Raw genomic sequence first — 22,543 nt, 5'->3', positions numbered from 1 at the left:
TCATAAACGCTGCTATTGGTTACGCAAAAACAGGCGTTTCTCTCGCTGGAGCGCGCTCAAGAACAGCAATTTTGGTGTCGGTTCGTGCGGAATTCTGGCTGTACTGCTCGTGAAAGAACGTACTAAATCCAGCCGAAATGGCTTTTTCAGACAGGCCATAATAGATTTCCCGCCCTTTTCGCAGCTTTTTCAACAGATGCTTCTTGTGCATGAACCGTAAATTGCTGTAGATAAAAAACTGATCGATGCCGGGTAATGCGTTTTGAAGGGTAGGAATACTGACCAGACTTTCTTTGGCGATAATCCGAACGATCTGAATACGAAGGGGATGCCCTATCGCCTTAAAGAGATTCGCCAGTTGATTAACTTGCTGTTGATCATCATTCATAACGGCTTGGTTGATTCGTTGTTGAGTAAATAAGTTAACCGTTGGTCGTGCTCCGGATACGGGTGGTTAACGAAAACTTCCGACCTTATAAATCGATTGTAACGGGATTAAGCACAGGCTTGTTATCGTCTTGCTTTGGATCAGTAGTCTCCTTTTCAGATATGATTGACTCAGGCAGAATGCTGTAGGCAAACCGGGCTTCCTGTTTTCTTACTTTGTAGATGTAGGGCTTCTTATCAATCTGAACGGTTACCTGCCAGGCATTATTGGGAAGTGCCGATAAATCCAGCTTTCGCCGATACTGTTCGTGATTGGTAAACTCTTCATACAACGGTCTGTTCTGCTGATCGGCCACCAGAATTTTATAACGCAACTGGTCGGGATTATCGACAATAAGGTACAGTTTGCCAGACGGATTGACATAGGCATGCACCCGATACGTTGCTGACGTAGCATTTGGTGAATCGCTGGTCCTGATGGTTGTGCGGGCCCGAGTTGGCAGCACTGGCGTTGGCGGCAACAGTTCGGTTTTAATACGTGAGGAAAGGAGCTGATTAGCCAGTAGCTGTTCTAATAACTGGTCGAACTGCTTTTGATTTTTCCGGCTAAGTTTGACCCATTTTTCAGGCAGGTTTTCTTCGTAGAGAAGTTGCCCGGCGGGACCAAAAAACTGAACCAACGTACTACGGCTGGCCGCCAGAGTTTTAAGCCGCCAATAGCCTTTGGACGAATCAGCTTCTGCCTTGTTCGGGTAAGTAAGTTGCTCAAACTGAGCCCGGCTCGTTTGCGCATGCATGAGCAGCATACATACGCTTAGCCATACGAAATACGTTTGCTTACAGACCGGATTTAACTGGGGCCTGGCTGTTTGGCTTGCCGGAAAAGACGTAACAGGCCTGTTGAGTGAGATGGATTGATCGTGCTGCATACCAAATGAATTGTTTAACAAACACACGTTTAAGGTTGTATTACCAGTAGCAAAGCAATTGACTGCTTCGATACGTATATAAGATTTTAGACTAACGACACGATAGGTCCTTCACATAACCCCTTATGCTTCCCCAGCGCTGTTGGTCGAAAAAATCGGTTGTTTGTCGAGCGTTTCCCCTGTTGAGGAGTTCAGGTACGTTGTTGGTCAAATGATTCGCCAGTCGATCAGAAGTTAGCTGTAATTTTGACCTTTCATGTTGAAACAAATCATTGACAATGGCTCGTTTCAGTGCACTTAAACCTTACCGGGAAACCTGGCCACAAGGGCTTTTCTGGCTGGGTTATTTTCTATTCGAATGGCTCAATACGGGAGCCTACATGGATAACTTCACCCAAAGTTTCTATGGTATTTCGCTGAATATTCCTCTGTTGATTATAGCGGGTTACTGGCATCTGCTGGTTACCGTCCGTCACTTTCTATTATCGGGTCGTATGGCGGGCTTCTGGGTCAGTCTACTTGGAGGAGTACTGGTTTTTGGTCTGCTTCGGCGAGCCATTAATTATATCTGGCTTTATCCGGTTTACTACCCGAGTGGCTTGCTCAAACCCTATTTGTACTGGCCTAAAATTCTGGCCGAATCCATGCAGTTGCATTTAGTGGTGGCCCTCTTTGTGGCGGTGAACGTGGTTCGCCATGCGCTTCAGCAGCAGCGGCTTAGCGAGACGTACCGCCGGGAAAAGCTCTCGGCCGAATACCGGCTGCTTCAATCGCAGGTTCAGCCTCATTTTTTGTTCAATACGCTTAATAACCTGGTCTCGGTATCCATGCATCAACCCGCTCAGGTACCGCATCTGCTGCAACGGCTGGCCGGATTGCTCAGCTACCAACTGCACGAAAGCCACCGCTCTACAGTACCGATCACCAAAGAAATAGCCTATTTGACAGACTATATTTCGCTGGAGCAGATTCGTTACCCGGACCGTCTGGACGTAATGACGAACTTTAATGAGCTGACCAGTATGGCCCATCTGATGGTGCCGCCAATGCTGCTGCTTCCCTTTGTGGAGAATGCTTTCAAGCATGGAGCTGCCCAAACAGAAGAAGCCTGCTGGATTCAGCTACATTTGTCACATACCGGTAACCGCCTGATTTTTTCGGCCGAAAACTCGTTACCCGATGGGTTATCCAGCCCGACGACAACCGGTTTAGGGTTAAGCAACTTAAAAAAACGACTGGATATTCTCTTTCCCGATAACTATGAATTAGTTACGCTCAGGGAAGATGGTCAGTTTCTGGCCGTCCTAAAATTCAATGTAAACTAATGGCTATTCGTTGTTTTGTGCTGGATGATGAACCCCTGGCAACCGATCTGCTGACAGACTATATCCATCGGTTACCCGATCTGGATCTGGTGGGTGTATCCAATAGCCCGACACAGGCACTGCACTTTTTACAACAGGCACCAGCGGCCGGTACTCCGGTTGACGTTATTTTTCTGGACATTCAGATGCCCCGTTTGTCGGGATTCGATTTACTACGTCCTTTGGGGTATCGACCAAAGGTAATTTTCACGACGGCTTTCCGGGAGTATGCGCTGGACAGCTACGAGTTTGACGTACTGGACTTTTTGGTAAAGCCTATTTCGTTTGAGCGCTTTCTCCAGTCAGTCGGTAAAATCTATCGGTTTTCTTCATCCACTTCTGCACTGGCGGAATTGACGGAGCCAGCAAAAACCGGGAAAGATTATCAGTATTTCAAGGTCAACAAAGAGATGGTCAAACTCTTTCTGGAAGATATTTTATGGATAGAAGGACTAAAGGATTACGTCAGGATTCATACGCTGTCGGGGCCATTGGTTTCTTACCTGCGGATAAGTTATTTGGAGGAAAAATTACCCCCTGACCGCTTTGTCCGGATTCATAAATCATTTATTGTATCGCTGGATCACATCCAGGCCGTTAGTGCTACGTATATTCGAATCAATAATGAGGAAATTCCCATTGGTCGAATTTATAAAGCCAAACTGGAGGAAGTGCTCCAGCGAAACTGAGATACGGCAGGTCGGCTTTGCGACCAAAATCAGTAAGTTTATCCAATACGTTACTATTAATCCCGAATTCACGTTAAAAAAGTAAATACACAATCAAGATGAGAAACAGAATTCTGATAGCCATAGCAGGCACTTCGCTGGCAGTGGCATCGTTCGGACAAACGGCATCCAACAACACCACAATGGCTTCTACGCAAACGAGCCCTGTGGAAACCAAAGAGCCCAATTCAGATTATAAACCGGCTTTTGCTGGCCAAACCCGAATAGCCGGTGTAAAATCAGCCACGAATTATGAAGGTAAAGTACTGACGGAATCCCTCAAATTTCCGTGGGGTATTACGAGCCTGCCCGATGGCCGACTGCTCATCACCGAGAAAGAAGGCACGATGCGAATCGTTACGCCCGCCGGTAAAGTAAGTGAGGCCATAACGGGGATTCCCAAGGTTAATCCATCGGGTCAGGGTGGCTTGCTGGGTATTCGGGTTGATCCCGATTTTGCCACAAACCGCATGGTTTACTGGGTGTTTTCAGAACCCAGTTCCGAGGGTAACGTAACGGCAGTTGCCAAGGGTAAACTCGCTGCCGATGAGAAAAAGATCGAGGGCGCTACGGTCATTTACCGGGCTACGCCAGCTTATAATGGAAATCTGCATTACGGTGGCCGGATTCTTATCGATAAAGATGCGAATCTGATCATCAGCACCGGCGAGCGTTCGGATCTGGTAACCCGCCCACAGGCTCAGTCGCTCAATTCAGGCCTGGGAAAAGTTATTCGGATTACGAAAGAGGGGAAACCCGCGCCCGGCAATCCATTCATTGGGCAGGCCGGTGTAAGACCCGAGATCTATTCCTATGGGCATCGGAACGTACAGGGACTGGCGATCGATCCGGTAACGGGTGATCTGTGGGAGAATGAATTCGGCCCAAGAGGGGTGATGAAGTCAATCACATCAAACCCGGAAAGAATTACGGCTGGCCGACTATCACCTATGGTATTGAATACAGTGGCAAGAAAGTAGGCGATGCCATTCAGCAAAAGGATGGCCTGGAGCAACCCGCTTATTACTGGGACCCCGTTGTATCGCCCAGCGGTTCGACTTTCTACAGCAGTGATCGTATTCCGGAGTGGAAGAACAATCTCTTTATTGGCGCGTTGAGTGGTATGCACATCGTACGGCTCGTTATCAAGGATGGTAAAATAGTAGGTGAAGAGCGGTTACTGGCGGATCAATATCAGCGGTTCCGGGACGTAACGCAGGGGAAAGACGGCGCTCTGTATGCCATTACCGACCAGGGCAGGTTATACCGGGTTGATAAAAAATAACTTCTGCCAACGGGCTCGTCTGGCCGTTGATTTATCAAGAAAAACAGCGAATACATTGAGCTTAATCGATTAAATAAGCCAATTGGGCGATCAGATTGGCTTATCTGTCGATTTGTTCAGATTTACCGGGTTCTGTTTACCAATTTTAACTGTTTAAAAATTGGTAATTCAGAAAGCAAGCTGATTTTATTGGTTTGCTTTTTTTCAAACAACCGAAAGAAAACGAACGTATTTCACTATATGAACGTAGCGCCCCATGCAGGGCGCTACGTTCAGTTTATGATCGAACCAAAAAGTTTCCGGGCAGCTTTCGGCCGGATAAACAGCCCTCGCCAAATAGCAAAGTTTATACAGTCAGATTACCTTCAATCGAATCATCCAGGGTTTTGCCCAGAACGGCTCCGGCAGCCATTTTTACAAACGCCACGGCATTACCGTGTTTATTATCCCAATAGTAGCCATCCTGTGCGTCAACTTCGATCACCGTGATACGGGGATCATCGACACCTTCGGTAAACCACGTTTTCAACAGCGGTTCCCAAAGTTCCTTAATCAGTCGCTTGTCTTTGGAGATGGTGGCTACTCCGTAGACGCTCAAAAAGTCGGAATGGGGCGAACCCTGAAACAAAAGCTGAACTTTGTTGTCGACTCCAATCTCTGCATTTTTATGGCTGTCGTCAGCACTTAAAAACCAGAAATGGCCCGCTTCATCTACTTTTTGGACCGACATCGGTCTTGTTTTTAACGGCTCACCCGTTGTGATTTGGGTACAGAAATAACACGTTTTATTTTTCTCGACCAGTTCTTTTATCTTTTCCCCGGCTTGCGAACCCACCAAATCCTGATGATTTTCTTCGGGCTGCTGTTGATTAATACTATCCATAACGTTTTCCAGTTGATTAAATCTTCGTCTGGGAATACTACAAAAAACAAAGCCAATCGTCTTTTTCAGAGGCACGATTGGCTCATTTCCTTATTCTATGGCTTTTTCGTTTACGGATTGGCGCTGGCTCTTCTGGTCGCCAAATCACGCAGGCTGCCCGCTTTTGAGTTATGCGCTGATTCCGTTACGTAGTGGCTCAGGAGCGCCGGTAAAGTGTTTGTATTTACCCAGCAATCGCCCGAGTTGATAGGTCATCGGAATAACAACTTTCCTGACAAAGCCGGGCATGCCCTGCATATCATATTCGCTTGCGTACCGCGTCAGTAGATAGGCTGCGTCGAAGCTCTCAGGCCGGGCCGTACCCGATTTATTCTGAGCAGCGTAGATCGCCGATAAATAGAACACGATTGAGTTCACCGGATTAATCCAGCCTGTGCACTGAAGCGTTTGGGTACCAGCGTTCCAGAAACGATGGTACACGCCCCGCTTGAACAGAACGGTTTCTCCCTCGCCTGCAAAGCACTCTTTTTGTCCCTCGACCTGATAACCGATTCTGCCTTTAACGACCGTCAGGCATTCATCCTGCAGCCAATGCACATGCATCGGGGGACCGCTGCCGGGTGCCACAAAATTTTCTACGAGAAGCCGGTCACCTTCTGGCTCGTGTATCACTTTCTGAAAGATCAGTTTTTCTCCGATGCAGTTCTCAATAGTATGGGGAAGAGTAAAATTCGTTGTGTTTTCCATGGTTTTGGGCTTATTAGTTCGATCAAAGGTTGCTCCTTCAGCACCAATACCCAGCACCTACATCGATGAAACGGAAAAAGTTGTCAGTCAAGCAGCCTTACCGATTATTTACACACCAGGATCAGGCATATGGTCACTCACTATTTGGCAGCAATCAGTAGATTTGAGTACTGAACCCGTTGCATCATCATGAAATGGCCCGACAACCCCCGGTATTTTATACTCCTGCAAGTCATTATTATGCCGCTTTTCATCAGCTGTTTCAACTGGCTACTGATTGGTCCGGCTTACTGGCAGAACTGGACTACGTTCGGTTGGGCAACGGGCATCGTGATGGCCATTGCCATTAGCAACTTTGCTACCAACGGTTTCATTGCTTCCCGGATGCGTGGTGGCAGACATCTCAAGCCGGATGAGTATATAACCAGAACGGTCAGGCAGTTTATCTCCACCGCTGTAATCTCCTGTCTTCACTTTAGCCTCGCCTTTTTTATCTACCAATGGATCGATCTGCCCGGCTTCGTAGCTGATCCGCTTCGGCTGGCACTCGGAGTGTTATTAGTAATCATTGTTGATGCCATCGTTACGGTCTCCTACGAGAACATTTACAATTTTGGTTATTGGCAACAATCCCGCCAGGAAGTGGAAATTCTCAGCAAGGCTCAGTTACAGACTCAGCTGGACGCACTACGTCAGCAAGTAAACCCCCATTTCCTGTTCAACAGCCTGAATTCCCTCATCTCTCTCATCGACGAAAATCCTAAACAGGCAGGTGCCTATGCCGAAGAGCTTAGCTCGGTCTATCGTTATTTACTGCGGAGCAACGAATCGTCGCTGGTGCCCCTGTCAAGCGAACTGGCTTTTATCGATTCGTATTATCATCTGCTGAAGACCCGTCATGGTGCCTCGCTGCTATTAGAAACAAATATTCTGCCGGGTATGGAAGCACGTCAGCTGCCTCCGTTAACCCTGCAACTGCTGATCGAAAATGCAGTGAAACACAACATCCTCTTACCCGAACAGCCTTTGATTATTGCGCTTAGCACTACTGATGAGCAACACCTAATCGTTAGCAACAATCTCCAGCGAAAGCCGCATCGGGTCCTGAGCAATGGTGTGGGGTTGCACAATATCCTAAGCAAATATGAGATGCTGGGACAGCCCGCTCCCACTATTGAAGATGATGGCCATGAATTTCGCGTTACGCTTCCATTGGTCTGATACGTACTTCATATGCGAAACCAACCTGAGAACGCTTGGGCTCTACGTTCCTTTCCCTAACTTTCTGGAATGTCAATCCTGGTTGCAGCAGTCACTACAGCTATACAGTGGTAATAAAAAAAGTCCGGTTTCAAGCTGAACCAGACTTTCTGCCATCAAACTAATTATCCCGGAGGATAAGCTGCTATTTTATCGTGAGGACACAAAAGCTACGTTGCCCGGAACCAAATTCTTGTGAGTACCTGGAGCATCATTTAGCGCTCTGGTATAATTTTTTGTTACTATTAATTAAAAATATTCAACAAATAGTTGATTTTTAATTTTCATCGATTTAACTTTAGAAACAGTTTAACAAAAAAGCTCGGTTTCAATACGAACCGAACTTTCCTTTCCTTGTACATTATATAGTGTTATTTTAAACGCGTTTCTGCATTGCCATAGTTAACAGGTGTTTTACATAGACAGCCAGCTCTGCTTAGGGTTGGCTGTTTCGTTGGTAGCCCTGCCTGAAATTACCCGGTTAATACGTTCGGGACGGAGTAGACTAGCTATTAATAATTAGTTTACTTACCAAATGTATAGTAACATACAGCTGTGTTGTTTTCATTTCGACAAACTGGCGTATTTGCCCGTTTTTTGGTAGCAATTGGCGGTTAAATGGATCAACTACGTTCCATAAGGATAACGATCTGCCGGGTGTTGCCCCATGGATGTGTACCAAAAAAACGCCCGGTCTCATGATGGACCGGACGTTACACACTCACCCTTTATAAACAATAAATACACGCAGCGGATTACATATACTTGGTCCGTATAATGTTTATTACCTGTCGCAAGGATGCATCCGCCAGCGAATAATGCAGTTCGTTGCCCTGCTGTTGACTGACCAGAAGGTGTTGCTCCTGTAAATGTGTTAAGTGGCTGGATAGAACCGGAAAGCTGATCTGAAGCTGTTGCTGTAAAGACGTAAGGGGTAACGAATACCTTTCTGTCAGGGTTACCAGAATCTGTAACCGTGATGGATGGGCAAGGGCTTCAAGAGCCTCCGCGACTTGATCAATTTTTACATCAGTCATCAGTTAGTACAGTTAGTTCAAGTTGCAGATGGATTATTTATTAATTCACTAATAAAAATAATATACTATAAAATCATTTATTGTTAACTAAACAAATATAACAGTAACAAATTGTAAAATGTTATATTTTTCGATAAACAGTTAAAATTTCGGTTTTTCTGGTAAAAAATGGCCACGAACAGGCCGCTATGATTAGCCTTATTTACGTGGTGATCGCACTCAGCCCATACAGTTACGGCTTTCAGATCGAGCCGCAGCTGCACACCACTCAAATATCAGTCTACATTTTCCGTAGAAATAGTAATTAGTTAATAACAAGTTGCTACGCAATTCGTTATTAAATTACTTATGGATTATAAAATTGTACCGTTACCTAATTTTCATTAACTAATTGACGAATCAGCTAACCATAATATGTACCTTTGGTAAATAGTATTAAGTCTCTACTATCTAGCTGATACATTCAGGAGATAGACTCCAGGCTTCCTCCTCTACCGAAATAATCTAAGAATGGAAAAAATTAAACGCAACCGAGCTGACACCACCCAGCGTATTCTGAATGCTTTTGAACAAGTTTTGTGGGAAAGTGGACTTGAAGGAGTAAGCATTAGTACCGTCGCCGAAAAGGCTGAAGTGAGTAAAGTGCTTATCTACCGCTACTTCGGTAGCCTCGAAGGATTAGCCGACTGCTATATACAGCAGACACCACTGATAACCCATCATTCGCCCGACCAACTGGCTTACTTTCAGCTTGTTCAGGGACAACAGCGCTGGTCAAATCAGGTGTTGAATCTGTTTCGGCGATTTCGACGGTCCCGACCAGCCCGGCAACTTCTTAAAGCAACGGTCAAATCGCGTGAATCTATGACCGATCAAATCAGCGAAACACTTGATTCGGAGTTAACCCGATTTGTGGATCAACTGAATCCGATTTCGCAAAATGATAATTCGGCCATAAGTGCTATTCTCCTGGGTGGCCTCTCGTATTTAACCTTACAAGCTCAGGTTGATCGATCCGTTATTGGGATGGATTTGCGCAGCGATCAGGGCTGGAAACGGATTGAAGAGGCTATTAAACTAATTTGTGCCAGTCTGGATAACCCGCTGCTTAAGCTTACCCAACCCCAAAAGGAGTCCGCTTTTTTAGCGCACGTGTAGCGCTATGTATTTGTTCCGGGTCGCTAAGCGATTCCGTTACGTTTGGATGGATCAATACTAATCACGTCTTTTTTTCTGCCTGGGCATCGTATTCACCAGGCATTCGACCTGCTTGCGAAACAGCTCACCCGAATCACCTTTCAGCGTCCATTCAAACTCACTTAGCTCATAATCACTGATTCGATTTGTTGCGAAGGTGTGTAGCTGGTCAGCTGTCAGGCTCAGGGTTGAGCTGGCCGTAAGTGGATTATTTCGCCAGGCCCGCTGACGCTCAGCGGTTACGGATACGGCTTCGTCGGGCCATTTTAACAGCGTTTTATCTGCCACATTCACAAACACCCCTTTTTTATCGCCGGTTGCGCTGGCCGGTGCCAAAAGCCGGATGTAATACGTAGTGGCGCCCTCCTGAATCACTTTCGACATGCTGACCGGTTCTCTGGGATCGGTCGTAATGGTGAATTTGCCGGTAGACTTTTCTTTTTTCTTTCGCAGCGCCTTGCATTGTGAATACCCAATCAGGGGCAGCAACAGGCAAGCAAGCAGTATGTAGTTTCTCATAGGTGTCGGGCGGAATGGTTTTCGAAGCAGTACCCTGATAAGGTTAACTCATTTTTCGTCGCTAGGTTAACTTCTCTGTTGCCAAAGTAGTTGCGCTCTGGCTTGAACTGGGCGCCAGAAACTATAAAAAAGCCCATATGGAAATCCAATGGGCTTTTTGTACTACCAACCTATGATATAAGCGAACCAATTGTAGAATCCTGTTCCTTACTGATATCCAGCGGCCAGTAAAGGGTATTGATACCTAAATTTCTGTTAGTTATATCCGGGATTCTGAACGAACTCGGTTTTGTTTTGCAGCACATCGATCTCCACGCGGGGAATTGGCCGCATCAGGTGAAAGGGCTTTACATTGGCAGCCGCATCCGGATTGAACTTCGTTAGCCGCTCGATCAGCTTTCCGGTTCGTTTCAGATCAAACCAGCGAAGTTGTTCACCCACAAATTCACGCGCCCGTTCGTCCAGCATGAAATCCAGCGTCATGTCGGCGGCAGTCACCAGCATTTGGTCACTTTTTCCGGGGATGGCCGCTCGTTTTCTAACGACATTGAAATAATCAGCTGCGCCACCGGTATTGCCAAGTTTCATACTGGCCTCTGCCGCAATCAGATACATTTCGGCCAGGCGAAAAACAAAGGCATCCCGTTTGCTATTTACTACGTCTTTGGCAGAACGACTCGGATCAGCAAATTTCCAGAGTCCGGCGTATCGCCACCGGGGAATGGTTGGTACGCCATTCGCCTGATACACATCGTTGACATCATAAATCGCATAAGGTTTCGATTTGCGATACGTTTCGGTAACCGCGCGTTTGGAAACCACGGCAATGGTATCGCCTAGTTTCATACCGGCGGGCATCGTTGTCGGGTCGTTTGCCCACCACACTGTCCGGAATGAACCCGCCCACCGGGCATCTTTCGTTTCATCATACATGTCTAGCAAATATTTTGAAGGCATGTACTGCAGCAGTGACCGGCCCGATTCGAGATCATACTGCCAGCCTTTCAATCCATTGAAATATGGGATAAACATCAGGTGACCATGATGGCCTCCCTCCCAGAGCCAGTAATACCCCAGGTCGTCGTAGCGGCCGTAATCGTTGAGGGTGTTATTTTCTGAATAGTTAATAAACCAGATGACTTCTTTACTGGTGCTGCCACTGCTATTGGCGATATCCCAGAGCGATTTATAATTTTCTGTCAGTTTGAAATCATAGTTTTTGATAACCCGGTCGGCCATTGCCAGCGCTTCGGTATTTTTTCCACGGGTCAGGTACAGGCGGGCCAGCAACGCAGCCACGGCCGGTTCCGTTACGCGACCACCCTGCGGGGCCACAACCCCTTTGATGCTCGTCAGTGCCGTTTCCAGGTCACTGAAAATAAGCGTGTAAATGTCATCGACGGGTGCTCGAAGGGCTGTTATTTCCGGTTCGGTCGTCTCCTGGGTACGTAGCGGAATCGGGCCGAAGGTTTCTACCAGATGGTAATAATAGAAGGCTCTCAGAAACCGAACTTCCCCTTCCCGGACCGCTTTCAGGTTGGCGGGCAGCGGAGACTCTTTAATCCGTGCGATGGCAGTATTACACGCATTGATACCCCGGTAAAAGCTTTTCCAGACGAAAATTAACCCGCCTTCAGTTCCCTGCAGGTTCGAATTATAATCATAATAGGGATACGTCCCGTTGGCCGTATTGCCGAAAAGCATTTCGTCGGTCCCCGCTTCTGTCAACAGATAACCAACCGTTTTGCCGTACCAGATACGGGTAGGTGCATAACATGAATTAACCAGACTTTCAATGCCTTCTGTGGTTTTATAAAAGACATTCGCGGTTACTGTGTTTTTATTGGTTTCTTCTAGAAAATCGGAGCAGGAATACAGGCCCAGCAGCCCGATGCATACCGTGGAGAGAACTATATAATTGAGGATCTTCTTCATAATACGATTAAGGAAAGACAGTGTCAATTGGATTTCCGGTGCGTCTGATCACTGTAAACTACTAATCATCAATTAATTGTAAATGACAAATCAGCAAGTCAACATCAAAATCAGACAGACCGGGTTTTTAGAAACTGATGTTCAGGCCAACAATGAGCTGTTTGGTTAGTGGAAAATCGACAGAACCACCCCGCTCCGGATCGTAATTTTTCAGCTTACTGAATGTGAAAAAGTTTTTAGCCGTCGAATAGATCGTTACGTTACTCAGCGGTGTCTTTTTCAGCATGGTTTTCGGCAGATTATAACTCAACCGGATATCCTTTATTTTCCAGAACGAGCCATCAATGTAGCCAAGGGTCGACAGGTACTGATCAGTATGGCTAAGCCACGGACGTGGGTAGGCATTGGTTGGGTTTTCGGGGGTCCAGTAATCGGCTACGGCCGCCGTACCTCCTGGATAAAAGTACCCCAGATACTGGCTGGAAATCATCTGACCTACCCGAGCGTAAATAAGCACCGACAGGTTGAAATTGCCGTACGTAAAGTTGTTAGTGATACCACCCGACCATTTCGGTGAGGCCTGCCCCAGCACAACGCGGTCATCGCTGGCCGTAATCTTACCGTCGTTGTTCTGATCCTGAACTTTAATCTCTCCGGGTACTTTGCTGTATTTAGAAGCTACGTCTTTTTCGTCCGTTTGCCAGATACCGACTTTTTCATAATCATAAAAAACCCGAAGTGGCTTCCCGACAAACCAGGCTTTTGATACATCATCGCCCCCAACGCTCAGGGCCACAATCTCTTCCTTGTACGTTGCCAGGTTCAGGTCCGTCGACCAGGAGAACTTGGGCGAGGTGTAATTGCGAGTAGAAATCAGCAGATCAACTCCTCTGGTTTTGGTTTTTCCGACGTTCGCTACGGTGGTGCTGTAACCCGTTAGCGAAGGCAGAATCCGATCCATCAGCAAATCGCTGGTATTGGTTCGGTACACATCAATGGAGCCGGTGAGCCGGTTTTTGAAAAACCCGAAGTCAAGCCCTACGTTGACCGTTGCCGTTTTCTCCCAGCCTAAATCTTTGTTTGCCAGGAGTTTGGGCCAGTACCCGAATGCTGGTGTTTCATCGAAGGAGTAGGCGATTTTACTAAGTCCGCCCTGCGTTTGATAGGCCGCAATGGCACTGTTTCCCGAAATACCGTAACTGGCTCTCAGTTTCATTTCGGAGAGCAGGTTTCCGGTATTTGTCATAAACGACTCATTGAGCATACGCCACGCTACCGCCACCGATGGGAAGTAAGCCCATTTATGCCCTTCAGCCAGCACCGACGCGCCATCGGCACGTAACGAAGCCGTCAACAGATACTTGTCTTTAAACTTGTAGTTCAAACGGCCAAACACCGATGCCAGCGAACTTTCGACCAGGCTGCTGTTGGTGATAATGTCTTTGGTATTAGTGTTCAGGTTATAAAACAGCGACGACGAAAACGGCTGATCTTTCCCTTCTCCCGAAAAATTGATGGTCCGGTAGCTGATCATACTCGTGCCAACCATCGCATTGAGGGAGTGGTCATTGATCGTTTTGGTGTAATTCAGTACGTTTTCCCATGTCCAGTTCCGGTTCTTGATATCGTTCAGTGCAGACCGCGAGTACCCGCTGTTCACGCCCGCCAGGGTGGTATTTTTGCCTTCAAAAATGCCCTGCTGGCTGTTGGCAATATCGATACCGAAACTGGAACGTAACGACAGGTTTTTCAGAATCGACCATTCGCCAAAACCGAGCATAAAAATCCGGGTGCTGGTAGTCAGGTTGGAGTAGTTATCCGGGCTTTCATCGAGGAGCGGGTTGTACACCAGTGCACCCGGAAACGGATAGGTTTTGATTGAGCCATCTTCATTGTACGGAATACCCAGTGGCGAGTTTTTCTGAAGATTCCAGAAGCTGGTATTCCGCCGTTGCTGGGTCGATGAGTTGAAATTCAGCACCATCCCCACTTTCAGATTGCTCAGCACCTGATGGTCCAGGTTGAGGTGCTGAACAAACCGGCGTAGCTGGTCATATTTCAGCAGGCCCCGCTCGTTGAAATATTCCGAAGACAGGCGAAACTTCGTTTTTTCGTTACCGCCCGAAATAGCAATGTGGTTACTCTGCACGCTCCCACTACGTAACATTAGACTCACCCAGTCGGTATCGATTCCTTTCCGAATATTTTCCATCTGCACATTGAAAATCTTCTCATCATCGGCCGGGCTACTCCACTGACCGGCCGCCCGGTAGGCTTCACGGGTCATAGCAACGTATTGTGGGGTATTGGTAACGTGCTGATAAGCCACCGGATCATTGATGCCGTAGTAGTTATTGAACTCAACTTTCGTTTTGCCAACCTTTCCGCTTTTGGTGGTAATCAGCACAACGCCATTGGCACCCCTCGACCCGTAAATAGCTGTGGAGGAAGCATCTTTCAACACCTCGATGGAGGCAATATCATTGGGATTGATATCGATATACGAACCGTACTGAATCCCATCGACCAGGATAAGCGGCTGGTTGGACGCGTTGAGCGATCGATTGCCGCGAATGGTGAAATTGAGTGGAGCGCCGGTTTCGCCACTGCTTCGAGTAAGGTCCATACCGGCTACTTTGCCCTGTAAGGTTTCCAGTGCATTTACGACCGGAGTAGAGGTAATCTGCGCTTCTTTGATCGATACCACGGAGCCCGTTAGGTCCCGTTTCTGTACCTGTCCGTACCCGACCACCACCACTTCATCCAGCGAATTCAAGTCTGGTTGCATCGCCAAGGTCAGGGCCGTCTGGCTGCCCACAACAACCTCCTGGCTCCGGTACCCAACAAACGATAACGTCAACGTAACGTCGCCATTGGGAATGCTGAGTCGAAACTGCCCTTTGGCGTCGCTGGTGGTTCCCCGCGTGGTGCCTTTGATAACGATGCTGACACCCGGCAGTTTTTCGCCTTTCTCGTCGGTCACCGTCCCCGTAATTACCTGTTCTGTAGATTCCGTAACCATAATTGTTGGCTGCAGGCTGGCTTCATCCTCCGACACGATGCTATCCAGAATAATCTGCCCGTTTATGATCCGGTACGTTAGGTTCAGCGGCTTGAGCAGTACCGCGAGCGCATCTTCCAGTCGAACATTGCTGACATGAATCGTTACCGGTCGGTCAGCACCGATATTACGGGAGCTATAGACAAATTTGGTTGTCGTTTGCTTTTCGATCTGACCCAAAACCGCCCGAAGGCGTACCCCATCGGTATGCAGCGATACCGACCGGTTGAGGAGTTCCTGAGCCTGCCCGTCGAATCCATACGAGAGACCAACGAACGTAGTTAATAAAAAGAGTTGAAGAACAGACAGTTTCATAAGCCGCAGAAAAATAATTGCGCGTCGGCTACGTGACCAGCTTGATAGAGCTGCATCAATTTTTTTCATACCTTTAAGGGTTTTTGTTAAATGAACGATTTGACAAAACGGTCCCCTCTTTCATCGGGGCAGTGCCATGCCGTCCGATGAATCGCTGACTACAAGAAGCAGAGGGATGATTAGGAACTGGTCATGTTCGCAGCAGGACCAGTTCTTTTTTTCAGCGGGGAAGTATCGGATTTACATAGGCAACAGAGGTTAAGGGTTATACGCTTTTTGGATCCGGTTTACAGATTCTGACACCCTTTTCCACGTATGTGGATGGAGGTTCCCTCTACCGTGTAGGTAGATTTCGTAGCCGCACAGATCATATCCAGTTGGGCAAATAAAGGAAAACTGGTCAGGTCGGCCGTTAGCGGGCAATTGTTCTGATCCGGATTTTCAACGATAATCTGAATGCCGTAAACTTTCTCCAGCCGATCAAGTACCTGACGAAGGGGGGTATCTTCAAACTGAAAAGAAAGTGCGTTTTCGTCGGATTTAGCCGACGCTATCTGCTGTGGCTGCTCAACGAGTCCCGTCGTGAATTGCTGGTTATCAATCGAGTATATTGTTTTCTGATTGGGCGTCAGTACCACCTGACTGGCGGCTTTATGGGTATCGTTTGTCCGTTTATAAACGGCTACCCGACCCGTTACCACTTCCACCGAAATCTGTTTGGCATCCGCCTGCGCTTTTACGAAAAAACTGGTGCCTAATACCCGCGTAACAACCTGGCCGGTATACACCAGAAAAGGCTTTGATGGCATTTTCTGTACGTTGAAAAAGGCTTCTCCCACAAGTCGCACTTCCCGTTTAGTTGCGGCAAATTGTTGCGGGTACTGAACGGAACTATGGGGAGCCAGCCGCACAATACTGCCATCCGTCAGCTCAATAAGCATCGGCTGTTTTGTCGAATTGGTCTGTGTGCGCCAGCCTTTCTGCTCGCGCAGCTCAGCCGCCACTGGCCGTGTTTTATTGATGCTTTCCGAATAGAACCACCAACCCATGAGCAGCACCAGCACGACCGCTGCGGCAATACCGCTCAGCCAGCCGTAAGCGAACCGTTGACGTTCGGGCGAAACGGGCATCGGTACTACGTTAGCCTCCGGCATCTTAGCCAGCGTCCGATCCCGAATCTGTTGCCATATCAGTGGTTCCAGCGCTTTCATGTCCGTTTCCTGAACCGATTCTGCATGTTTAGTCTGGATAAGTCCATACCAATGTTCAACAAAGGCTTTTTCATCCTCACTGCATTTACCCTCCAGGTACTGTTGTAGCAGAAAACTAAATTCCTTTCGACTCATGGTGGTGAAGTTGATCGTTATAAGCAAGACAGATTTGCCCGCTTCCGACCGCAAATGGTTTTATAAATTATAGGAAAATTGAAATTTAATTGGCTGATCGGGCAACTAATTAGTCAAAAAATACAATAAATGATATGCGCCTTTTCAGAGCCAGAGCAGGAGGGCAATGAGGAAATAATCTTTTAACAAGGGACGTAGTATCTTTAATGCCGAGTTGATGTGATACTCAATCGTTCGTTCGGGAATGGATAACTGCGCTGAAATTTCTCTCACCGATTTATACTCCAGCCTGTTGAGTCGAAAAATCTGCCGGGTTTTTTCGGGCAATTCATTCAGGTGCTGCTCAACAGAAGCCATCAGGTCACTCAGCGCGATCTGCTCCTCCGTCGAATGTTCGCTGGCTTGCAGATTCTGGGCGTAGAGCACATATTTATCCTGAGTCAGCGTGGCTTTATAGCGGTTGATTATGGCGTGTTTGAGTGAGGTGTACAGGTAGGCTGCCAGATTATCGATCAGCAGGAAAGCTCGCTGTTCCCACAACCGAACAAACAGATCCTGAACAAAATCTTCGGGGCTTTCGGTAGACGGCAGTTTTGTTTTGGCGATGATAAAGAGCTTTCGCCAGTGCCGGAAATAGATTTCCTGAAAAGCGGCTTCGTCTCCCTCCTTTAAGTACGCTAATAAAGTAGAATCGGTAGAGGTTTTATAATCCATACGGGAAGCGACTCCATCAGAATAGGTGCGCCAAGGTACGTAATTTACTACTTAAAATAGCTTTAATGATATTTCATAATCGGTTATCGAGCGCATTTTTACGCAAACGTTCCCGGGAACGTTTGCGTAAAATGCCCAAACGCTTCTTTGTTAAATCCAATGCCTTTCTTTAATCTTGGGCCACGTCAAGCCATTCTGGTCCCGGCTCCTCTATTATTGCCTAGCAAACTGATAGGCTGATCTGTCCTGCAAAGCGGTCGTTTTAATACCCATAGTTGAGTGTATAAATAGCTGACCAGAAACTGTATAGGTTTGCATCGGCTCATTTCTGAATTGGGATTCGTTACGTATCAATCTTTTTCTCCATGCGTCATATTTTCTGCCAGATTTTAGTGCTGCTGGTTGCTACAGGTTATGCAACAGCTCAAAATTTCCTGCCTCTGTGGCCTGTCGGAAAGATGCCCAACTCGAAAGGGATAGCGCTGACCGACAGCATTGCAAACGAACGGGTATATCGGGTCGGAACGCCCGGTATGTACACATTTTTTCCATCAGCTCAGGAAAACAAAGGCGCGGCTGTCATAATCTGTCCGGGTGGTGGTTATGAGCGACTGGCTTATGTTATCAGCGGGTGGCAATTGGCCAAATGGTTAAATACGTTAGGAATCAGTGCTTTTGTTCTAAACTACCGCTTGCCGAATTCGCCCGATCTGAAACAGCGCGAACTTGGCCCTTTACAGGACGCTCAGCGGGCTGTTCAACTGGTTCGATCCAATGCCTCTAAATGGGGGATCAAGACCGATAAAGTGGGCATTATGGGCGTATCGGCGGGCGGCCATCTGGCAGCTTTACTGGCAACATCAACCAAAGAGGCATCAGCCCTCGGCGACTCCACCAGCCGGAACCCCTTCCGCCCCGATTTTGCCATTCTGATTTCGCCAGTAATCACCATGGGTCAGTACGCACACGCCGGGAGCCGCAAAAATTTGTTGGGGCCTACCCCCTCTCCCGAATTACTCAAATCCTATTCGCTGGAAAATGCCGTAACTTCGACCACACCACCCTGCTTTCTGGTGCATGCCTTCAATGACACGGGCGTCGATCAGCGGAACAGTCTGCTTTTTTATCAGGCATTGGTTGATAAGAAAATCACCTCCAGTCTGCATATTTTTCCGCAGGGTGCCCACGCGATTGCGCTACGGAACAATCCAGGTTCAACACAGGAATGGGTTTCTCTCTGCGAAAACTGGCTGATGGAAATGAATTTTATTCCGGCCATAAAATAAACGGTCACCTATATACGTATAACAGGTTTAGGTTAAACTATTAGCCTCTATGACAAATAGCTTTGGAAAACGAACACTCCTTTCTGGAATCGCTTTGTGGGTACTAAACCTGACAGCCTGGGCTCAGTTGGGGCCAACGGGTGGGCGGGATACGTCGTTTACGGTGCGAAAATCCTATCAGCAGGAAAAGAAATACCATCCTGCCATTACGCTGGCCGATTCTACGTTGCCCGCTGGGGTTCGTGCGGTCAGAAATATTTCGTATAGTACCCCCGTTTCCGATAGAAAGCTGTTGCTGGATGTTTATGCGCCTGCGGCTACTGCTGGCAAACTAGCGCCGGGCATTTTAATGATTCATGGCGGTGGCTGGCGATCCGGCGACCGGTCGCATAACAATACGCTGGCGGGGCAACTGGCTGCTAAAGGGTTTGTGACTGTTCCGGTTGGGTATCGCCTGTCAACAGAAGCGTTGTATCCGGCAGCGGTGCACGATTTGAAAGCGGCCATCCGCTGGATACGGGCCAATGCCAGTACGTATGGTATTGATCCAAAGCGAATTGCCGTACTGGGTTTTTCGGCCGGCGGACAATTAGCCGCGCTGGTAGGAAGCACGAATAAGAATCCTGCGTTTGAAGGGGCGGGGGGCAATGCCCAATTTTCGAGTGACGTTCAGGCCATTATCGACATTGATGGGGTGCTGGCGTTCATTCATCCCGAATCAGGCGAAGGGGATGACACAAAATCGACATCAGCGGCTACGTACTGGTTGGGTTATTCCAAAACGCAAAAGCCTGAGTTGTGGCAGGAGGCTTCTGCGCTTAATCACATCGATAAACTTACCCCGCCCATTTTGTTCATTAACAGCTCCGTTGACCGTATGCATGGTGGGCGCGACGATCTGATCAAAAAACTGAACAAGTTCGGTACGTATTCGGAAGTACATACGTTTGCCGATGCGCCCCATACGTTCATGTTTTTCAACCCCTGGTTTACGCCCACGCTGACCTATATCACTGATTTTCTGCATCGGGTATTACCGGAAACCTAGTCATTAGTCATGTATTGTCATTGATCATTTGGCACTAGTCATTTATTGCTACCAATGACTAATAACCAATGCCTAATCACCAGTGATCAATAACTAGTTCGGCACAAGCCGACCCTGCGCATCCTCTACGTGCAGGTGGTTCAGATCCAGTCCGTCGAGCACCAATACGCCTTGGATGGACGATTGTTGTTTGGGGTCCTGCTTCCACGACCAGACCAGCTTACCCGCCGGGGTATACTCCAGTATCTGCGTACCGCTGGCTCCGTGATCCGAACCGTGCCCCTGCCAGTTTGCCACGACCCAGTTTCCATTTTTCAGGATTTGAAAACCAGCGTAAAAGTGAGGGTTTACAACGGGCGGTCCGCTGATGCTATCTACGAAAGCGCCTTTTTTATCGAACCGCTGGAAGTTTGCCGAATAGCCCCCACTTACCAGCGTTTGCCCATTACCGAGTCGCTGGGCCTGCCAGGCATGCTGCGCTTTGTCCTGTTTGGTGAGCTGCGCCTGCCATACAATAGAGCCGTCAGGTTTCCCTTCAAATACCCGATCATTGGATGTAAGCAGAAAATTACCATCTGCCGTTTCCCGAACCAGCCGGACATACGTAAAGTCCGGGTAATTGATGACGCGTTGCTGGGCCTGATTCTTGTCCAGCTCAACCAGTACGATGCCTTTTTTCTCCTGCCAATTTAACCCTACGAGCAGGGTATGGCCATTTCGTAAACGCCGGGCCGCAATAGTTCCGTCGAACGTAGTGAGTTCAGCAACTTTTGCACCCGTTTTAATATCCCGCTCTTCATACCCTTTGCCGGTGCCGATCATCACCCGCCCCTGCCCTATTAGTTGCAGATCCCGACCAGCCGGAACCGATATGTAGTAGTTGCGTTCGGGATGAGCCAGATCCACATAATTCAGTTTGGACAGCCCCTCATCACGTAGCAGCATCTGCCGACTACTCGCGGAAGGCTGAGCAGCACCAGTCAGATATAGTAGCAGCGAAAAGGCAGAAAATAAGCGAATAGCGACGTTATTTCTCATACGGTAAAAGTAGTGTTTATGCCGGAAAGTCGATCGTGAACAACCGTATACCTATTGTTTTCCCTGCTTTATTCCTTCAAATTCCAGCGCCAGCATAATGAATGGTCCAACAGATTTAGGATCGTTGTCCCGTTTCGCTTCCCTGCAGTAATATTCATACGTACCATCACGGTAGGGTGTTCCACCGAGTCCGGCGCCAGCGCAGGCATCGGTGATGCTAATCTGACCGTCGGGCTGGGTTTTGATAAAATGGGCTAGAATACCCTCATAGCCCTTTTGCGCTACGTTCAGATACTGTTTATCCAGATACCCTTTCCGGGCGGCTTTCACCAGAAAATACACAAACATGGTCGAAGCTGACGATTCCAGATAATTGCCATCTCGCTTGCCAACGTCCATGACCTGATACCAAAGGCCACTTTGCGGGTCCTGATACGCAGTCAGCGTTTTTGCCAGTTGTCGGGTAATGGTCAGAATTTGCTCCCGCTGAGGATGACTGGCCGGAAAATAATCGAGAACGTCTACCAGCGTCATGGCATACCAGCCCATACCACGACCCCAGACATGTGGTGATTTACCGGTTTCCCTGTCGGCCCAGCGCTGCTGTTTGCTTTCATCCCAGCCGTGATAATACAGGCCCGTTTTGGGGTCTTTGTTGTGTTTATCAATCAATTGGATCTGATTCGCTACGTCGGTAAACAAGTCGGGTTCCTTGAAAACCTGAGCGTATTGCGCCAGAAACGGCGACGCCATGTACAGCCCATCGAGCCACATCTGATGCGGGTAATGCTTTTTATGCCAGAATCCGCCTTCACTCGTGCGCGGATGGGTAATCATCTGGCTACGTAATAACCGGATGGCTTTTTCATATTTTGGGTCGTGTGTGCGCTCGTAGAGGGCAAACAGGAACTTCCCGGCGTTAAGGGCATCGATGTTATATTGGCTCAGCGTGTAGGTTTTTATACTACCGTCCGGGTTGATCATATCGTCGGCATACTCCTTGATATAAGCGTAGCATTTTTCCGATCCCGACTGTTGCCACAATTTCTCGAGTGCGCTACACACCAGGCCGTTGCAATACCCCCAGCGAGGGTCTTTGGAGAAATCGAGCATCCACCCTTTCGGATTCCGGGCTATATCGGAATCGGCCATACGTACTGACCAGGGCGCACTGGCGTCCGTTTGCTGCGCCCAAACCGTTGCGTCTATCAATGCGGCCAGTATCAATACGTAAATAAGGCACCTTCCTAAGAAGCAGACTGGTTTTGGCTTGTTAGCGTTTTTCATTCGAGCAGCTAGATTGAATAAGTGATGAACTGATTGATTTTCAGGGATTCCTCCAGTGCATTCGCGGTATGGTGGTGTCAGGTTTGAGAACCTGACACCACCATACCGCGAATGCAGGGAACGCTTAGTGAATAACCGTTCGGTTTTTGAGAAACCTCAGGGTCAGGTTTAAGAACC

Annotated in this window: 18 protein-coding genes and 1 pseudogene; 7 read left to right on the top strand and 12 right to left on the bottom strand. The window is 47.9% G+C overall.

Translation table 11 applies throughout. The features are described from left to right. Positions 1–19: 19 nt before the first annotated feature. Positions 20–388: a hypothetical protein gene (locus LN737_RS14390; protein WP_405519928.1), complete on the bottom strand. Its 369-nt coding sequence runs from the start codon at positions 386–388 to the stop codon at positions 20–22. 85 nt (positions 389–473) lie between these two features. Then, positions 474–1,316 carry a hypothetical protein gene (locus LN737_RS14385; RefSeq protein WP_405519927.1) on the bottom strand — a complete coding sequence of 281 codons (843 nt, stop codon included), beginning with the start codon at positions 1,314–1,316 and terminating at the stop codon, positions 474–476. Between the two features lie 278 nt (positions 1,317–1,594). On the opposite strand from LN737_RS14385, the gene LN737_RS14380 reads away from it, so the two are divergent. The 3 genes and pseudogenes from LN737_RS14380 to LN737_RS14370 all read left to right on the top strand — a co-directional run bounded on the left by LN737_RS14380 (position 1,595) and on the right by LN737_RS14370 (position 4,693). Then, the gene (locus LN737_RS14380; RefSeq protein WP_405519925.1) at positions 1,595–2,641 is read left to right on the top strand and encodes a sensor histidine kinase; all 1,047 of its coding nucleotides are present in this window, start codon (positions 1,595–1,597) and stop codon (positions 2,639–2,641) included. Beyond that, positions 2,641–3,369 (top strand): LytTR family DNA-binding domain-containing protein, encoded by a 729-nt coding sequence (locus LN737_RS14375; RefSeq protein WP_405519923.1) that lies wholly within the window; start codon positions 2,641–2,643, stop codon positions 3,367–3,369. Before LN737_RS14380 ends, LN737_RS14375 begins: the two co-directional genes overlap by 1 nt. A gap of 98 nt (positions 3,370–3,467) precedes the next feature. Beyond that, positions 3,468–4,693, top strand: a pseudogene (locus LN737_RS14370) (PQQ-dependent sugar dehydrogenase). Positions 4,694–5,039: 346 nt separating this feature from the next. Here the strand turns inward: LN737_RS14370 and LN737_RS14365 are convergent. Continuing rightward, positions 5,040–5,576 (bottom strand): pyridoxamine 5'-phosphate oxidase family protein, encoded by a 537-nt coding sequence (locus LN737_RS14365; protein WP_405519921.1) that lies wholly within the window; start codon positions 5,574–5,576, stop codon positions 5,040–5,042. 168 nt (positions 5,577–5,744) lie between these two features. Continuing rightward, on the bottom strand, positions 5,745–6,323 hold the full coding sequence (locus LN737_RS14360; protein ID WP_405519919.1) for a cupin domain-containing protein: 579 nt from the start codon (positions 6,321–6,323) through the stop codon (positions 5,745–5,747). Positions 6,324–6,512: 189 nt separating this feature from the next. On the opposite strand from LN737_RS14360, the gene LN737_RS14355 reads away from it, so the two are divergent. After that, the gene (locus tag LN737_RS14355; protein WP_405519917.1) at positions 6,513–7,544 is read left to right on the top strand and encodes a sensor histidine kinase; all 1,032 of its coding nucleotides are present in this window, start codon (positions 6,513–6,515) and stop codon (positions 7,542–7,544) included. Positions 7,545–8,338: 794 nt separating this feature from the next. Here the strand turns inward: LN737_RS14355 and LN737_RS14350 are convergent. Next, positions 8,339–8,620 carry a helix-turn-helix transcriptional regulator gene (locus LN737_RS14350; RefSeq protein WP_405519915.1) on the bottom strand — a complete coding sequence of 94 codons (282 nt, stop codon included), beginning with the start codon at positions 8,618–8,620 and terminating at the stop codon, positions 8,339–8,341. Positions 8,621–9,130: 510 nt separating this feature from the next. On the opposite strand from LN737_RS14350, the gene LN737_RS14345 reads away from it, so the two are divergent. After that, positions 9,131–9,778, top strand: a complete 648-nt coding sequence (locus tag LN737_RS14345) for a TetR/AcrR family transcriptional regulator (RefSeq protein ID WP_405519913.1) — start codon at positions 9,131–9,133, stop codon at positions 9,776–9,778. A gap of 57 nt (positions 9,779–9,835) precedes the next feature. Here the strand turns inward: LN737_RS14345 and LN737_RS14340 are convergent, their stop codons facing one another. From LN737_RS14340 to LN737_RS14320, 5 genes are all read right to left on the bottom strand, one after another. Further along, entirely contained in the window at positions 9,836–10,336 is a 501-nt protein-coding gene (locus LN737_RS14340; protein WP_405519911.1) for a hypothetical protein, read from the bottom strand. A 255-nt stretch (positions 10,337–10,591) separates the two neighbouring features. Beyond that, entirely contained in the window at positions 10,592–12,271 is a 1,680-nt protein-coding gene (locus LN737_RS14335) for a RagB/SusD family nutrient uptake outer membrane protein (RefSeq protein WP_405519909.1), read from the bottom strand. A 127-nt stretch (positions 12,272–12,398) separates the two neighbouring features. Next, entirely contained in the window at positions 12,399–15,716 is a 3,318-nt protein-coding gene (locus LN737_RS14330; RefSeq protein WP_405519907.1) for a TonB-dependent receptor, read from the bottom strand. A gap of 218 nt (positions 15,717–15,934) precedes the next feature. Further along, positions 15,935–16,993, bottom strand: a complete 1,059-nt coding sequence (locus tag LN737_RS14325) for a FecR family protein (RefSeq protein WP_405519905.1) — start codon at positions 16,991–16,993, stop codon at positions 15,935–15,937. A gap of 144 nt (positions 16,994–17,137) precedes the next feature. Then, a complete protein-coding gene (locus LN737_RS14320; RefSeq protein ID WP_405519903.1) occupies positions 17,138–17,707 on the bottom strand; it encodes a sigma-70 family RNA polymerase sigma factor in 570 nt (189 codons plus the stop codon). A gap of 365 nt (positions 17,708–18,072) precedes the next feature. Between LN737_RS14320 and LN737_RS14315 the strand changes: the two genes are divergently transcribed. Both LN737_RS14315 and LN737_RS14310 read left to right on the top strand, forming a co-directional pair. After that, on the top strand, positions 18,073–18,993 hold the full coding sequence (locus LN737_RS14315; RefSeq protein WP_405519901.1) for an alpha/beta hydrolase: 921 nt from the start codon (positions 18,073–18,075) through the stop codon (positions 18,991–18,993). A gap of 49 nt (positions 18,994–19,042) precedes the next feature. After that, positions 19,043–20,041, top strand: a complete 999-nt coding sequence (locus tag LN737_RS14310; protein ID WP_405519899.1) for an alpha/beta hydrolase — start codon at positions 19,043–19,045, stop codon at positions 20,039–20,041. Between the two features lie 93 nt (positions 20,042–20,134). Here the strand turns inward: LN737_RS14310 and LN737_RS14305 are convergent, their stop codons facing one another. After that, entirely contained in the window at positions 20,135–21,079 is a 945-nt protein-coding gene (locus tag LN737_RS14305; RefSeq protein ID WP_405519897.1) for a hypothetical protein, read from the bottom strand. Positions 21,080–21,130: 51 nt separating this feature from the next. Then, a complete protein-coding gene (locus LN737_RS14300; protein WP_405519896.1) occupies positions 21,131–22,366 on the bottom strand; it encodes a glycoside hydrolase family 105 protein in 1,236 nt (411 codons plus the stop codon). Positions 22,367–22,543: the final 177 nt, after the last annotated feature.

The sequence above is a fragment of the Spirosoma sp. KNUC1025 genome (assembly GCF_045160025.1).
In the GTDB taxonomy this organism is placed as follows: Bacteria; Bacteroidota; Bacteroidia; order Cytophagales; family Spirosomataceae; genus Spirosoma.
Note: the sequence above shows the minus strand (reverse complement) of the source record. Positions and strands in the feature narration are given on the sequence as shown.

Bases quoted from the DNA above. Each gene is read 5' to 3' on its own strand.
- LN737_RS14390 (WP_405519928.1), bottom strand. From the start codon at position 388: ATGAATGATGATCAACAGCAAGTTAATCAACTGGCGAATCTCTTTAAG.
- LN737_RS14385 (WP_405519927.1), bottom strand. From the start codon at position 1,316: ATGCAGCACGATCAATCCATCTCACTCAACAGGCCTGTTACGTCTTTT.
- LN737_RS14380 (WP_405519925.1), top strand. From the start codon at position 1,595: ATGGCTCGTTTCAGTGCACTTAAACCTTACCGGGAAACCTGGCCACAA.
- LN737_RS14375 (WP_405519923.1), top strand. From the start codon at position 2,641: ATGGCTATTCGTTGTTTTGTGCTGGATGATGAACCCCTGGCAACCGAT.
- LN737_RS14365 (WP_405519921.1), bottom strand. From the start codon at position 5,576: ATGGATAGTATTAATCAACAGCAGCCCGAAGAAAATCATCAGGATTTG.
- LN737_RS14360 (WP_405519919.1), bottom strand. From the start codon at position 6,323: ATGGAAAACACAACGAATTTTACTCTTCCCCATACTATTGAGAACTGC.
- LN737_RS14355 (WP_405519917.1), top strand. From the start codon at position 6,513: ATGAAATGGCCCGACAACCCCCGGTATTTTATACTCCTGCAAGTCATT.
- LN737_RS14350 (WP_405519915.1), bottom strand. From the start codon at position 8,620: ATGACTGATGTAAAAATTGATCAAGTCGCGGAGGCTCTTGAAGCCCTT.
- LN737_RS14345 (WP_405519913.1), top strand. From the start codon at position 9,131: ATGGAAAAAATTAAACGCAACCGAGCTGACACCACCCAGCGTATTCTG.
- LN737_RS14340 (WP_405519911.1), bottom strand. From the start codon at position 10,336: ATGAGAAACTACATACTGCTTGCTTGCCTGTTGCTGCCCCTGATTGGG.
- LN737_RS14335 (WP_405519909.1), bottom strand. From the start codon at position 12,271: ATGAAGAAGATCCTCAATTATATAGTTCTCTCCACGGTATGCATCGGG.
- LN737_RS14330 (WP_405519907.1), bottom strand. From the start codon at position 15,716: ATGAAAAAAATTGATGCAGCTCTATCAAGCTGGTCACGTAGCCGACGC.
- LN737_RS14325 (WP_405519905.1), bottom strand. From the start codon at position 16,993: ATGAGTCGAAAGGAATTTAGTTTTCTGCTACAACAGTACCTGGAGGGT.
- LN737_RS14320 (WP_405519903.1), bottom strand. From the start codon at position 17,707: ATGGATTATAAAACCTCTACCGATTCTACTTTATTAGCGTACTTAAAG.
- LN737_RS14315 (WP_405519901.1), top strand. From the start codon at position 18,073: ATGCGTCATATTTTCTGCCAGATTTTAGTGCTGCTGGTTGCTACAGGT.
- LN737_RS14310 (WP_405519899.1), top strand. From the start codon at position 19,043: ATGACAAATAGCTTTGGAAAACGAACACTCCTTTCTGGAATCGCTTTG.
- LN737_RS14305 (WP_405519897.1), bottom strand. From the start codon at position 21,079: ATGAGAAATAACGTCGCTATTCGCTTATTTTCTGCCTTTTCGCTGCTA.
- LN737_RS14300 (WP_405519896.1), bottom strand. From the start codon at position 22,366: ATGAAAAACGCTAACAAGCCAAAACCAGTCTGCTTCTTAGGAAGGTGC.